Here is a 14,365-nt window from a genome sequence, read left to right as displayed (position 1 = left end):
TTTTTTCCTCATCAGCCGGGCGGAGAAGGAAAATTCTCCGGCAGGAAACTTGACGCATTCTGGAGGTAGTCAAAGAACCACCTGATAACATGACTGAATTGGGGGATGAGTTGTGACTGCTGCCAGTCGCTGCTCTGATTCATCTGCGTGAAGCTGTCGAGGAAGAACAATATTGCCGCCACGATCAGCACCCCGCGCAGAGCACCAAAACAAACCCCGAGAACACGATCTGTGCCTGATAAGCCTGTCCGCTGAACCAGTGAACCGATAACATGGTTAATCACCGAGCCGACAATCAGTGTCGCAACAAATAAAATCGCAATGGCGATCCCGTTGCGGACCAGCGGGTCATCAAAGCGCGTAAAATAATCCGCCAGCAGCGGGAAAAACTCGCTGGCCACATAAAACGCGCAGACCCAGGTCACTAACGATAAGGCTTCGCGAACGAAACCACGAACCAGGCTGACTAATGCCGAGAAAGCAATAATTGCAATAATTGCGTAATCAATCCAAACCATATCACTATCCAAATTGATGCCCCGGCATCAGTGACGGGCGCATTCTAACAGAAAACGAAAACGTTTGCGTAACGGATTTTTGCTCTGTCTGAAAATAAATTGCGGCGAAATAAAAATTTATAATCGCCGCAAAGAGTTAACTGATTTTATTAACAGATATTGCTAATTCCTTAAATTCGCTACGGTTTATAAGACTGCACCCGGCCATCCAGCCCGGTAAGCTGTCTCAGTTCCCCCAGCGAGGATTTCAGCTCTGCCTGAGAGGCTGACGGCCCGACCATAATCAGCGTCAGTTTGCCGCGCGGCACGGTATACACCTGATAACCGGATAACCGCAGGGTGGCAACAATTTCCTCCACCTTACGGGCATTGGATAACGCCCCCAGCTGCACAACATAAGCCTGTCCCTGAGGCGCTTTTTCCGGTTTGGGTTCCGGTTTCGGCTCAGGTTTTGGTTCCGGCTTAGGCTCCGGCTTAGGTTCCGGTTTCGGCGGCGGTTGTTTATCCGGCACCACCACCGGTGGCAGCGGATCCGCACCCGGCGGCACATTAGAGGTTGTGCTGCCGCCCGCAGACGCTTCTTCCGGTGCGTCTTCCGTTCCGGTTTGTGCCGCTTCGCTAATCATGGCACTGGATGCCCCTTCTGACGGCATCGTCGGCATGGTCTGATTGATCGGATTCACCGCATCAATCTCATCCTGCTCCCCTTCTTTCGGGATGAGCGGGATGGCTGCGAACTGGTCTTCGTTATATTTCTTATCGCCGTCCAAAAGCACCGGCAGGACAATCACCCCCACCGCCACCAGGATAATGGTTCCGACTAAGCGATTCTGAAATTTACTGGCCACCCGCACCTTCCTTCGCTAAAACGTCCATAACATGCGCCACGGTGTGGAATGACCCGCACACCACCACGATATCCTCCGGTGACGCATCACGGCACGCCTGTTCCCAGGCACTTTCCACATCCGTAAACTGTTGCGGGTCAGTCAGGTGCTCCGCCAGCTGTTCTGCCGGAGCGCCGCGCAGTTCCGTCAGCGGCGCGACATACCAGTCCGTCACCTGCTCATCCAGCACCGCCAGAGTGCCTTTGATATCTTTGTCACCCAGCATACCGATCACCGCCCGGACACGGCTGTGCGCAGTGCGCGGCAGTTGTGCCAGTTTCGAGACCAGATAACCGGCGGCATGCGGGTTATGCGCCACATCCAGCACGGTCAGCGGTTGTTGCGAGACAATCTGGAAACGGCCCGGCAGTTGTGCCTGACGCAGCCCGGTATCAATCGCCTCACGGGTGATGGCGCGGCCGGTTTTGTCTTTCACCTGACGCAGATTGTGGATCACCGCAAGAGCGGTCGCGGCATTTGCCAGCGGCACATTCGGCAGCGGCAGATTATCGAGCGTTTCATCCTCACACTGCCACGTCCAGTGGTCGCCCTGCTCTTTATAAGACCAGTCATCGGCGCGGCAGAACAACGGGGTTTCCAGCTTGTTTGCCACATCCGCGATGGTATAAGGGGCATCCGGTTCACCGATCACCGCCACACAGTGCGGGCGGAAGATCCCGGCTTTCTCGCGGGCGATATGCTCGCGGTCAGCCCCGAGCCAGTCGGTGTGATCCAGCGCGATACTGGTAATCGCGGTGATATGAGAATCGACGATATTGGTGGCATCCAGACGCCCGCCGAGGCCGACTTCCAGAATCACCACATCAAGGCTGGCTTCGCGGAACAGCTGCAGTGCCGCCAGTGTGCCCGCTTCAAAATAGGTCAGCGTGATATCGCCGCGCTGCGCGTCAATATCCGCAAAGACACGGCAAAAATCGGCTTCCGATGGGTTTTGTCCCTGAATCCGCACCCGTTCGGTGTAATTCACCAGATGCGGGGAACTGTACACCCCCACCCGCAGCCCCGCAGCCAGCAGGATGGATTCGAGTGTGTGACAGGTGGTGCCTTTGCCGTTGGTCCCGGAAACGGTAATGACTTTCGGGGCGGGATAGCGCAGATTCATGATATCCGCCACCGCACCGACACGCTCCAGTCCCATATCAATAACCTGCGTATGCAGATCACCCAGATAAGAAAGCCACGTCATCATCGATGACGCGGCTGTCGGTCTTTCTCGCTTATCAGACATCGTGTTTTTTGACATCAGTCTCTGTTTCGGAAGATAAGTCGGTATCAGGTTCATCCGCAGTCAGGATTTCAATGGTTTCATCTTCCTGCGGGAACTGATAGTTCGTCAGTTTTGACAGAATTTCCGCAACGGTATCACGCATTTCCGGGCGGCGGACAATCATATCGATCGCCCCTTTTTCAATCAGAAACTCACTGCGCTGGAATCCCGGCGGTAACTTCTCACGGACAGTCTGCTCGATAACACGCGGACCGGCAAAGCCGATCAGGGCTTTCGGCTCGGCGATATTGATATCACCCAGCATAGCCAGACTCGCGGAGACACCGCCCATGGTCGGGTCAGTCAGCACAGAGATATACGGCAGACCGCGCTCCTGCATTTTGGCCAGCGCCGCACTGGTTTTGGCCATCTGCATCAGCGACATCAGCGCTTCCTGCATACGGGCACCGCCGCTTGCGGAGAAGCAGACCAGCGGGCAGTTATCTTCCAGTGCCTGTTCAACCGCGCGGACAAACCGTGCGCCGACCACAGAAGACATTGAACCGCCGATAAAGGCAAATTCAAACGCCGCCGCGACAACCGGCATGGTTTTCAGAGTGCCTTTCATCGCAATCAGGGCTTCTTTTTCCCCGGTGGTTTTCTGGGCGGACACCAGTCTGTCTTTGTATTTTTTGGAATCACGGAATTTCAGGACGTCTTTAGGTTCCAGATCAGTGCCCAGTTCCGTGGTGCTGCCTTCATCCAGAAACGTCAGCAGGCGCGCACGTGCAGGGATCCGCATGTGATGATCACATTTCGGACACACCTCAAGATTACGTTCCACCTCCTGGCGGTACAGTACCTGACCACAACTGTCGCACTTCGTCCAGACACCTTCAGGAATGCTCGCCTTGCGTGTCTGGTTCATTGGGGTCTTATTCAGAATTTTTTCAATCCAGCTCATTAATGACCTTTCCGTCTGAAATCTGGCTCAGCCAGTGTAATTATTATCTGCCATTAAACCACATTGCTTATGCACTGTGGACAAAAAACTACTCAAACCACTCAGGCGTCATCACGTTTCTGTGCTTTTTTCGCCGCACGGCGGTGACGCCATACCTCGATAATACCGGGTAATATGGAGATGAAAATAATCGCCACGATAAGTAATTTCAAGTTTTCCTGTACAATCTTCGTTTCCCCGAAGATATACCCTGCATAGGCAAATAATACCACCCATACAATCGCACCGATAACGTTAAACATCGCAAAGTGGCGGTAGGACATTTTACTCATACCGGCAACAAACGGGGCAAATGTCCGCACGATCGGAACAAATCGCGCCAGAATAATCGCTTTACCGCCATGGGTTTCAAAGAACGCATGGGTCTTGCGCAGATAGCTCTGACGGAAGATTTTTGAATCCGGATTGCGGAAAAGCCGCTCCCCGAAAAAGTGCCCGATAGTGTAGTTAACCGCATCACCGATAATTGCCGCTGTAATCATCAGCAGTACCATGATATGAATATTCAGGTCGTTAGTCGGCAGTGCCGCCAGTGCCCCTGCCACAAACAACAACGAATCGCCCGGCAGGAACGGCGTGACCACAAGCCCGGTCTCACAAAACAGGATCAGGAATAAAATCGCATAAACCCAGATACCGTATGCCGCGACCATCTCCTGCATATGCAAATCAATGTGCAGAATAAAATCAATCAGAAATTTAATATATTCCATATTTCACCCCGCCGGATGCAGGCTTCTGCTTATCCGGCTAATAAATTAATCTGCCAGGAAAAGCGGCCCCATTGCCGGTGACGGCAGGGCAAATTCTTCCGGGTAATCCACTGAAACCAGATACAAGCCTTCCGCCGGTGCTGTCGCCGGTGCCTGTGTCCGGTCTTTCAGTGCCAGCAGTTCTGCCATCCGGCTGACCGGTAAATTACCGCAGCCGACTTCCAGCAAAGCGCCGGTGATATTGCGCACCATATGATGCACAAAAGCATTGGCTTTGATGTCCACAATCACATACTGCCCCTGACGGGTGACGTTCACATGCATTACATTACGCCACGGGCTTCTGGACTGACACTGCGCCGCACGGAAAGAGGAAAAATCATTCTCCCCCAGCAGGCTCTGTGCCGCTTCATGCATTCGCTTTTCATCCAGCGGATAATGAAAGTGAGTCACACCTTTACTGAGGATAGCCGGACGAAAGCGGTGATTGAAAATCACATAGCGGTAACGCCGCGCTGTGGCGCTGAACCGTGCGTGGAAATTTTCCGGCACGGTTTTGACCCAGCGCACCGCGATATCCGGCGGCAGGTGAGTATTCACACCCATCGTCCAGGCGGCATCTTTACGGACAGCTGCCGTATGAAAATGCACCACCTGGCCGGTAGCATGCACCCCCGCATCGGTTCGCCCGGCGCAGAAGACCGAGACCGGCTCTGCAGCCACTTTTGACAGGGCTTTTTCCAGACAACCCTGTACACTCGCGACGTCTGACTGACGCTGCCAGCCGTAATAGCGGCTGCCGTCATACTCAATGCCCAGCGCGACCGTGGTTTTACCCTCTTCCGCCGGTAAAATCACCGCTGACATCAGTAAAACTGCTCCTGCGTCAGACGTTCGGCAATTTCGACAGCCATCAGTGCGCCGCCGAACTGCACGTTATCCGCCACTGACCAGAAATGCAGAATTTCCGGGATACCGTAATCATTGCGCAGACAACCAATATTCAGCAGATGATTGCCGGAAGCATCCGTGACCTGAGTCGGGAACTCCTGCTCGTCAGAGAGCTCAATATCCTCTGCCCGTTCCAGTTCATCACGGGCTTCCTCACTACCAAGCGGGCGCAGCGTTTCCAGTTGCACGATCTGCGCGTTGCCGTAGAACACCGGGGACTGCACACAACTCACGCTGATCGGCAGACCGGCATCCTGCAGAACTTTGCGGGTTTCTTCCGCGATACGGCGCTCTTCTGACACACTGCCCTGTTCATCAGCCAGCAGCGGCAGCAGGTTAAATGCCAGTTGTTTGCTGAAGCGTCCGGCTTCCGGCGGAATACCGTTGAGAAGTTTTCCGCACTCACCGGCCAGCTCTTCCACCGCACTTTTCCCGAAACGGGAAACAGAGAACAGGTTGGTCAGATTGATACGCGATAACCCGGCGTTTTCCGTCAGCGGGCGGATAGCCGTCAGTAACTGACTGACGGTGCTGTCTGCCAGCGCAATCAGATTACGGTTGCGGTACTCGCTCAGTGCCTGCGGGTTCACCGACGGCACCACCAACGGCACATCCGGCTCCAGTGCAAACAGGCCGCTGCTGTCAATGACAATACAGCCGCTGTCAGTCGCCGCTTCATAATACGCGGCGGTGGCGTCCGCACCGGCCATGAAAAAGGCCAGCTGTACCTGTGACCAGTCGAAATCACGGGCTTCGGTAACCAGATAGCTTTTGCCGTTCATGCGAACCGATTCTCCCGCGCTGCGCTCTCCGGCCAGTAAATACAACTCTCCCACCGGAAATTCACGCTCTTCCAGTAATGACACCACGGCGCTGCCGACAGCACCGGTCGCACCCAATACGGCAATATTCCAGCCTTCTGACATAGTTATCTCCGGAACAAAGACTACACCGCGTCAGCGCGGTACAGCCAGAAAAAGAATGATGAAAAAATGATTTTATGCGCGGTATTCTGCCGTGAAACCCAGGTCAGACAACAGCGCCGCACTCTGCGCATCATCACAAATAACAGTCAGTGATGACCACTCGCGGCGATCAGGGTAAAACTTGCGCAGTTTATCAAACTCACCCGGCACACCAGCCACCGCGCGTAATGCCGCATCATCACGGCGGACATCATAAACCAGATGCATTAAACGTTTGAGAATACTTTGCGTTACTTTACCTGACAGTGTGATACCGCCGAATTCCGGTGCCGGTAACAGTTCCGCCAGCGCAACCTGCTGCGGTTGTCCGGTAAATTCCGCAAAGGCTTCAAAGACCTGCGTAGTGCCGCGCGCCTTGCCTTCCAGAGTATAACCGGCAATATGCGGCGTACCGATATCCGCCAGTGAAAGCAGTTCAGTTGACAGATCCGGCTCCGGCTCCCACACATCCAGCACCACACTCAGCGGCTTGCCGCCGGCCAGTACCGACAGCAGAGCCTGATTATCCACCACTGCGCCACGGCTGGCGTTGATCAGAATGCCGTTATCTTTCATGGCATTGAGACGGGTTTCATCCATCAGATGCAGTGTGGTGTACGGCCCGGACTTATTCAGCGGGGTATGGAATGTCAGGATATCTGCCTGTGCCACCAGGGTATCGATATCATAAAATGCCCCGGCATCACCGTTATCCGCGCGCGGCGGGTCGCAGATGAGAATATTAATACCCAGTGCCTCCAGCCGCTTCGCCAGACGCCCGCCGACATTCCCGGCCCCGATAATCCCGACGGTTTTATCCGTCAGCTGAAAACTGTCACGTTCCGCCAGCAGCATCAGGGCGGAAAAGACATATTCCACCACCGCAATCGCGTTACAACCCGGCGCTGAGGAGAAACCAATTCCCTGCTCTGCCAGCCAGGCTTTATCCACATGGTCAAAACCGGCGGTTGCCGTACCAGTGAATTTCACCGGGGTATTTTCCAGCAGCTGTGCATTCACTTTCGTGACAGAACGCACCATCAGTGCATCAGCAGCATCCAGCACCCCGTCCGGCAACGGACGTCCCGGCACCGCCACCACGTCCCCGAGACGGGAAAACAGGGTTTCGGCGTAAGGCATATTCTCATCTACAACGATTTTCACGGGCTTCACCTTCATACTGTCGGCGGCCGGCGGAGACCTGTCGGTGCGGCGGCACAACCGGAATTGAAACGGATGGCCGCTATTTTGCCACTTCTGCGGGATAAAACCTACGCCCGGAACACCGATTGTTGCTAAAGAGAGCAATTAAGGCTGATGACGGAAACGTTCCGGCGTGACACCCGCCAGCTGGGAAAACATGGCAATGAAGGCGGATGATGAACTGTACCCCACGTCCAGCGCGACATTCTGCACACTGCGGCCCTCCTGTAATAATGCCACCGCCCGCAAAAAACGCAGGCGCTGACGCCATTCACTGAAGGACATCCCCAGTTTCTGCTGACAACGGCGGGATAATGTCCGCTCCGAGGTAAAGCGCCTTGCCGCCCACTCCGCCAGTGACGTATTATCGGACGGATCATTCTCCAGCGCACTGAGCACCGGTGCCAGCAGTTTATCGTCCGTGACCGGCAGATAGGTCGGCTGACAACGTGACAACAGCAGCTGGTCAGTCAGCACCAGCGCCAGCCGTCTGTCCGCCTCTGTTTCCGGCTCCCGGACTTTGCGCCCGAACAAATCCTGCATCACGGCACTGAACACCGGCGTCAGTTCTATCACACAGGCCATCTGCGGTAACTGCGGTGCCCACTGCGGCGAAATATCAATAATTTTGAAAGAGGCGCAGGCTTTGTTATAACTGGCATGTTCCGTCCCCGGCGGGATCCAGATACAAAACCCGGCCGGGGCCAGATAGCGCTGTCCCTCAACGGTCATCTCCATCACACCGCTGGCAACATACAACAGCTGACCAAAGGGATGATGATGAAGGGCAAATTCTGTTTCCGAATAAAACTGTTCATGACGGCAGATTAATGTCACCGGGTCTTTCACGCCCAGTGATGAAATATCTGACTTGCGGGCCATCTTGTCAGATCCTCTCTATAAATTGGCGGGATATCGTTATATAGAATAATTAAGACATATTACACTACATCACCTGCCTGATAATGAAAATGAGTTTAAGAATGAAAAACCTGCTTTTGCCCCTCGGGGCTGTATTAATCTGGTCTGTAAATGCCGTGGTGAATAAACTGGCTGCCGGCGCCATCGCCCCCGGCGCGATTTCCTTTTACCGCTGGGCACTGGCGCTCGCCGTGATGACACCGTTCCTGATCATACCCGTCTGGCAGCAGCGCGCGGTGATCAAACAACACGCATGGAAACTGTTTATCCTCGGTTTTCTCGGCATGGGGCTGTATCAGAGCCTGGCGTATTACGCGGCGTATACTGTCAGCGCCACCTTTATGGGAATCATCACCTCGCTGATCCCGCTGCTGACCGTGGTGTTAAGTATTCCGGTACTGCGGATCGCGCCGACCATCGGTATTGTGCTGGGAACGATCCTCTCCCTGAGCGGCCTGACCTGGCTTATCAGCAAGGGACATCCGGCAGATTTACTGCATCAGGGACTGGGACAGGGTGAAATGCTGATGTTTATCGCCGGTCTGGCTTATGCTTTCTACGGCGTGCTGACCAAACGCTGGGCGATCCCGCTGTCCAGCATTCACTCGCTGTATATGCAGATTGTGTTTGGCGTGCTGCTGCTGATCCCGGTATTCCTCAGTGCCGGGGATGTGACACTGAACCGCGATAATATCGGGCTGGTATTGTATGCGGGAATTGCGGCCTCTATTTTTGCGCCGCTGCTGTGGATCCTGGGCGTCACCCGTTTGGGTGCAAACGCCGCCTCCATCTTTATGAACCTGGCGCCGGTACTGACTGCCATTATCGCCGCGGTCTTCCTGAAAGAAGAACTGCACAGCTACCATATTATCGGCGGCGGCGTGGTACTGATCGGGGTCATTATGGCGCAGCGTCTGCGCACACCGCTGACGCAGATTATCCGCCGCAAAAACAGGAAACCGCAGCCACAGCGGTGTAAGGCCGGGGAATAGATAAAAACAAAATCAGAGCCCGGTATTCAGGGATAACCAACAAAAATGAAAAGCATTAATTCATTGATGGATCATATAATTTTCTTTTGTTGTTATCCCTTTTTTAATAGCTTTATCAATACGTTATTTGTAATTTGCTATTTTTTAGCATCTTTGCAATTTTTCATATCCGTCACAAAGTGACAAAACAATATTATATTCAACATATGTGCCGGGGCATTATACGTTTACGCTTCCGGAGGATATTTTAAAGGGAGAAGTGAGACCATTAAATTTTAATATAAACAATGGATTATCTTCTTAGTGTACGTTTTCGTTCCATTGGTTCTCAACCCCCTTTAAGGTATTTGTTTGATAGAGAAACGCTTCCATTGGGTATAAAAGGAGACAACCATCCATTACCCGTAAAAAAACATGCCATTTATCAACTCAACTACAGTCTCCTCATCAGGCAGCAGAACGGCGGGAGCCTCTGATATTTCAAATCCGGAAGATCGGGATGCCTGGTTCGACGCTATCGATCACGTTGAAATGGACGAAACCTGGTTTGACGCCTGCGACAGTCATCATGCTGACCCGGTATTTGCCGGAGAAACCGCAGATTCCCGGGTTCCGTTTACTACAGACTGTCGCCGCGGTGTTCAACAGCTCATCCGTACCCTGGGAAAATATGAGGAGAGCAGACTGTTTTCTGTCTGCCTGTCAAAAATGCTCCCCGGCACTCCGGGCAGCCTGGTTATGGCTGCCGGCAGCCTGTATTCCGCTATCACAGAACACCGAAATATCGATTCCGCAGTGCTGCATGCTCTCGGACTGGCATCATGGTGCCTTCCTGATAACATTAATATTGTTTCCCGACTGGCAACCTTTATCCGGGATACCGTTACCGGCTGGACTGATGAAACGTTCTTGCAGACGTTTCTGGGCAGCGAGGAAAATCACACTTCCACCTGCCTGTTTACCGCCCTGGCCGTTACGGCCATTGTTGCCGGACGCCGGATGAAAGACGAGGGGACTCCGCAGCGTGGTCTGCTGAAGGTCCCGGTCTTTGTGGCTAATATTTTCATCCGCGCCAGTCATTACAGGCATGCGCTGGAAAACATGACACGCAGTGCTCCCCCGTCCGGCAGGGAAACGCGGGAAAAAACCGAATCATTCCGGCGAGCTCCGGCTTTTGAAGTAGATACCAGTGTGGAGATGACCGGGGAGGTCTGCGATGCGGCTGTTTCCTGCTTCCCCTCCGAACCACGGATTACCTCATTTTCGTCAAATTCAACCGCTACCTCTGAGGCTTACACCCGGGCTATGGTACAGAACAGACCCGCGTCTGTGCCTGGGGAAAATGACCGTCTCTCTGTTCCCGAACAGATACATTCCCTGGCAGTGGAAAAATTCAGGCAAAAAAGTGAGCTCTCAGATCTGCAGTACTGTGCCACCCGCAAAACTGAAACCCGCCGGCAGGCAAACGAAAAGGTTATCACCAACACGTATTTCAATACGAAATGTGACGCAACTGTTTATCCGGAATCGCTCAGGAAATTTGCAGAGAACACGGACATACCGGAAACGCAGGTATCATCAGTAGCAACAAGCCTGAGTGGCGAAGTCCCCGATAGTCCGCTTTTGGCAACATCCGGCAACTCTGCCTTCGTGTCCGGCAGAGACTTATTTCCTTCAGCTTCCGGAAATACAGTCCATACAATAACCGGTGGAAATATTTTCAGCACCATGCTAAGTCCGCTTGTAAATGCCCTATATGAAACAGGAAAATTAATATCCCGCCATGACCCCTTTAGATTCCCTGAAGCAAATGCTTTACCGATAAAAGAAAAGCAAAATGACAATATGCGTAAAGATACCAGAAAGGCCAGGCATGGTCAGCGGAAACTGCACCGTAATCCTGTGAGAAAGGAAAATCACAGAGTTATAACGCTGTTCCGAAGTAAGTCTTTGCTACCAAAGGGAAAAATCAGAAAGGAAAAACTGCTTTATGCTGTATCAGCTTACCTTTTTTACGGAAATAATGGCATTGCAGGGCTCGAAAATAAAGTGAAGATTTTGGCCGGAAAAATACTTTCTGCAAGCGGACTGTATGGCGGAAGAGGCAATGAACCACTTTCCACTGAGCAGGCTAAATTTACAGTCCGCCGTTGGGTATTCGACAATATTCTTGGATGGCTCCTGATAAATATGTTGAAAGAAAGATGAAGAGGGATGCTTATCCGAATTACTTTACCATCGGTAGCGTTCAACACCTTTTACCTGTGGATAAATTGCCTGCAGGCAGCCGGATTCACTCTGACAGCATGACTCTTTTTGAGAATACAATGCTGTTAACAATGTGGAAATCATTCCTGACGGAGGAAATGCCTTTTCTCAATATTAATGAGGAATCAGTAAAAACGATGCAACTCAGCAGTGATGACTTTGCCAACCTTTATTCCGGCTCACGTTTTCTGAAAACAGTTTCAGATAACGCTTTTACCGCCGGGGAAGCCATGGCGACGGGCGGGATAATGTGGGATTTAGCTGTCCACGAGGGAGTCACAGAAGATAAACTGGCTTACCACCTGGCCCCTGCCCTGTTTTTCGCTGCCTCTGTTTCATCCGGAAACACCAGACAGGGCCTGGTGAACGATCTTGATGCTATTAACAGGTATCTCCGGTACAGGAAGGAAACCAGTGACGTAAAGAAAGATATAGAACAGAAATACGATAACTATCTTTCAGCAACAAAGAAATGGCTCAGCAAGGGGGCTCTGGCCGATGATATTATATCACAGTGCCCCGATCTTCTTCCCGGCCTCTTCAGCCGGGCCGATGCTATTCGTACTCCAAAGCAGAGGAGAGAAAAAGCAGAGAAATTTGCAAAGGAAAATTACCTGAATGGTTTTTTAAAACCCTGCGATAATGCACCCGGGAGTCTGGATGATGAATATAAAAAACTGACTTCTGACTTTGCTGACAGTTTTCGGGAAATTGATAAGTATCTTATTCTTTCAGCAATCGGAGGTCTGCCCGAAGAAGAGCGGATTTTTATTTCTTCACCCGGTGCGATAATACACCCGGCGAGCGTGCATATGGGAACTAATCGCGTGCCACTGTTCGCATATGGATACGCTCATGATACCGATATAAACGTTTCCCTCGACTGCACAGATCTTGTTTCCGTTCGCTTGGGAGAACAGGAAAGAATATACGCCTTAAAGGCAATACAGGGTGGCCGGGAAGGTTACAGGCTGATTCGCGTAGATCGTGACATCCGTAAATACATCGACAGCGGTATTCTTAACCATAATTTTCATGGTAAATATGAGGTTGATGGCTCAGTAGTGATATCTGCCGGCGATCGTTTCAGGTATTCAATTTTTGTTGAGGGTAATAAAACTTCAGATAACAGTAATAATAACAGTAATAATATAAATTATCTTGTTAATCTTCTCGGTAAAAAGCATCGTGACACCTTATACGACACACTCTATCAGTTAGGTAATGACCAATCTGGCCTCCAGAAAACATGGAGTGTGATCAAGCATATCATTCCTTTTTATGACTGTGTTGAAGGTACTATAAATAACGACCCGGTACAGGCTATTCCTTCATGCCTTATAGATGCCGTAGCACTCATTCCTGTTTTCGGGCAGGCAGCCAGCCTGGGCGCAAAGTTTGGTATGGGGCTGGCGCGGGGACTTCGCAGTGGCGCTGTTATCGTAGGCAAGGGAGAAATTCAATCAGCCGGTAAAAGTCTGCTCCGGGAAATCAGCCTGCCAACAACCGCTGAGCTGGCTTCGCTCGGGAAAGGCGCACTCAGGGCAATTGATCCGGGTTTTGAGCTGATAGCAGGTATAAGCAGGAAGTTTGGTAACAAAATGGTGGTCCGGATGTCCGGTAATAAAAAAACGGCAGAGCTGGCTAAGAAGATTGTCTCATCGCGTGTACTGGACCGGCTCCCCCGTGTACCGGCAGATGCAAAGGTTATGGGGATATTACCGGAAACACGGCTGCAAGTGCCGGTGAAAGTTATAGGAAAGCAAAGAGGAAGAGATATTTACGTGCGTGTAAATCCGGAAACAGGCGTTGCAGGAGGTACTAAATATTTTTGTTCCACAAATGGAAATCTTGAACTTTTTTCATCCGTACCCGGAAAACATAGTTTGCCTGAAAAAACGTCTAACAGAGTAAAGAGAGGAGGAAATAATCCTAATCTGTGCTCCGGACCAGGAACGAGCCAGGAAATCAGGAAGCAAGAAAGCAAGAAAAAATCGGAGCGAACACCGGACCAACAAATGAGTGATAATAAGCGGAGGGTTGGCATTAGCGCGTTATCCGGGGAATTTGATAATTTGAAGCTTGAGCAACGCAACGTTTTGAATAATTTTGCCCCGCCGGACGATGTACTCAAAGCACAGCAAAGGAATGAAAATACTGCAATAGAAAACCATGCTATAAACAACGTAGTTACTTTTATTGAAGTGGAAATGTCAGAGGTAAAAACTGTCAATGATCCTATTTCTGTATTGTCCACGAGTGGGCTGACGGATTGTTCTGCACTGGCTGTATTATCGGATTGGAACGGGGAAATCTATGAGACTCGCACTTTGATGCACTTAGCCGGAAGTAGCTTGAAGTTCGGGTTGAAAAACGGCATTGATGCAGACGAATTAATTTCAGATCTTAAAGATGAGTTAGTCAATGGTGGAAAAGTAATCTGGGTTGGAGGCGTAAATAGCCAGACTAACACAGCGCTGGATATGACTATAAGCCAACACAATAACAACAATGAGCAGCCTATACTTGATCTTTTCAATACAAATGGCGTTTCTGTGGAAATTGCGGGATCTCATGGTGTTACTGTTCATCCGGATGGAACAGTCGAGCTTATGAAGGGATCTGGCAGAGGTCCTTTGACGGCGCAAGAACAGCAAGTCTTACTTAGCAGGATTGCTGGCGCCAATGATATAAG

At 51.5% G+C, this 14,365-nt stretch carries 11 protein-coding genes and 1 pseudogene; 3 read left to right on the top strand and 9 right to left on the bottom strand.

The features are described 5' to 3' along the window. Positions 1-11: 11 nt before the first annotated feature. From cvpA to N7387_RS01650, 9 genes are all read right to left on the bottom strand, one after another. Positions 12-518: a colicin V production protein gene (gene cvpA, locus N7387_RS01690; RefSeq protein ID WP_025154936.1), complete on the bottom strand. Its 507-nt coding sequence runs from the start codon at positions 516-518 to the stop codon at positions 12-14. 179 nt (positions 519-697) lie between these two features. Further along, complete coding sequence (dedD, locus tag N7387_RS01685) at positions 698-1,366, bottom strand: cell division protein DedD (RefSeq protein ID WP_274369809.1); 669 nt, start codon at positions 1,364-1,366, stop codon at positions 698-700. Further along, positions 1,356-2,654 (bottom strand): bifunctional tetrahydrofolate synthase/dihydrofolate synthase, encoded by a 1,299-nt coding sequence (gene folC / locus N7387_RS01680; protein ID WP_279796298.1) that lies wholly within the window; start codon positions 2,652-2,654, stop codon positions 1,356-1,358. The genes dedD and folC overlap by 11 nt, the downstream gene beginning before the upstream one ends. Beyond that, the gene (accD, locus tag N7387_RS01675; protein WP_025154933.1) at positions 2,647-3,597 is read right to left on the bottom strand and encodes an acetyl-CoA carboxylase, carboxyltransferase subunit beta; all 951 of its coding nucleotides are present in this window, start codon (positions 3,595-3,597) and stop codon (positions 2,647-2,649) included. The genes folC and accD overlap by 8 nt, the downstream gene beginning before the upstream one ends. A 101-nt stretch (positions 3,598-3,698) precedes the next feature. Beyond that, positions 3,699-4,370: a DedA family protein gene (locus tag N7387_RS01670; protein WP_025154932.1), complete on the bottom strand. Its 672-nt coding sequence runs from the start codon at positions 4,368-4,370 to the stop codon at positions 3,699-3,701. Positions 4,371-4,415: 45 nt separating this feature from the next. Further along, positions 4,416-5,237 (bottom strand): tRNA pseudouridine(38-40) synthase TruA, encoded by an 822-nt coding sequence (gene truA / locus N7387_RS01665; RefSeq protein ID WP_262881922.1) that lies wholly within the window; start codon positions 5,235-5,237, stop codon positions 4,416-4,418. Beyond that, positions 5,237-6,247: an aspartate-semialdehyde dehydrogenase gene (locus N7387_RS01660; RefSeq protein ID WP_279796289.1), complete on the bottom strand. Its 1,011-nt coding sequence runs from the start codon at positions 6,245-6,247 to the stop codon at positions 5,237-5,239. The genes truA and N7387_RS01660 overlap by 1 nt, the downstream gene beginning before the upstream one ends. Positions 6,248-6,319: 72 nt before the next feature. Continuing rightward, positions 6,320-7,450, bottom strand: coding sequence for a 4-phosphoerythronate dehydrogenase PdxB (gene pdxB / locus N7387_RS01655; RefSeq protein ID WP_279796287.1), 1,131 nt, complete (start codon positions 7,448-7,450; stop codon positions 6,320-6,322). Between the two features lie 144 nt (positions 7,451-7,594). Further along, positions 7,595-8,371: a helix-turn-helix transcriptional regulator gene (locus N7387_RS01650; RefSeq protein ID WP_262860033.1), complete on the bottom strand. Its 777-nt coding sequence runs from the start codon at positions 8,369-8,371 to the stop codon at positions 7,595-7,597. 101 nt (positions 8,372-8,472) lie between these two features. On the opposite strand from N7387_RS01650, the gene N7387_RS01645 reads away from it, so the two are divergent. The 3 genes and pseudogenes from N7387_RS01645 to N7387_RS01635 form a co-directional block, all read left to right on the top strand. Further along, the gene (locus N7387_RS01645) at positions 8,473-9,402 is read left to right on the top strand and encodes an EamA family transporter (RefSeq protein WP_279796281.1); all 930 of its coding nucleotides are present in this window, start codon (positions 8,473-8,475) and stop codon (positions 9,400-9,402) included. 414 nt (positions 9,403-9,816) lie between these two features. Next, the gene (locus N7387_RS01640; protein ID WP_279796279.1) at positions 9,817-11,610 is read left to right on the top strand and encodes a hypothetical protein; all 1,794 of its coding nucleotides are present in this window, start codon (positions 9,817-9,819) and stop codon (positions 11,608-11,610) included. After that, a pseudogene (locus N7387_RS01635) lies at positions 11,577-14,365 on the top strand (hypothetical protein); the annotation flags it as partial. The gene N7387_RS01640 and the pseudogene N7387_RS01635, both read left to right, overlap by 34 nt.

Origin of the sequence: Morganella sp. GD04133, assembly GCF_029835375.1 — a bacterium.
Lineage (GTDB): Bacteria > Pseudomonadota > Gammaproteobacteria > Enterobacterales > Enterobacteriaceae > Morganella > Morganella morganii_B.
This window is presented reverse-complemented; position numbering and strand designations above follow the sequence as displayed.